Raw genomic sequence first — 353 nt, forward strand, 5'->3', positions numbered from 1 at the left:
AGATTAAAATGAATTTCGATAGAAATGTGTCTTGTTTTATCATCGTCAATGCGTTCATGCACAACGATTTCTTTGATTAAGCGGTTAAGGGTGGCTGCGTCCAGCTCTGTGATGTTGGCATATTCCTGAATGGCTTCCACCCATTGTTTTGCGTCATTGGCAAGCTGGACTTCATCGGACAGCCGCTTTCTGCCCTCGGACACTCTGGCTTTAAGCTCCGTCTGCTCGGTCTGTGTCTTTTCCAGCATGGTGTTGAAATTCTGCTCGCTGATACGCCCTGCAACCATGTCCTCATAAAGCCGCATGACCAGTTTGTCCAGAACCTCAATCCGTTCCTCGTCCCTTGTAAGGGA

1 protein-coding gene is annotated in these 353 nt (G+C 47.9%); it reads right to left on the reverse strand.

Translation table 11 applies throughout. The annotated features are described in order from the left end of the window. Window positions 1-353 (reverse strand): DUF4368 domain-containing protein (locus tag DWZ82_RS15795; RefSeq protein ID WP_243022969.1); only part of this gene is annotated, 353 nt, incomplete at both ends.

This window comes from Butyricicoccus sp. AF35-5AC (genome assembly GCF_003477715.1).
Classification (GTDB): domain Bacteria; phylum Bacillota; class Clostridia; order Oscillospirales; family Butyricicoccaceae; genus Agathobaculum; species Agathobaculum butyriciproducens.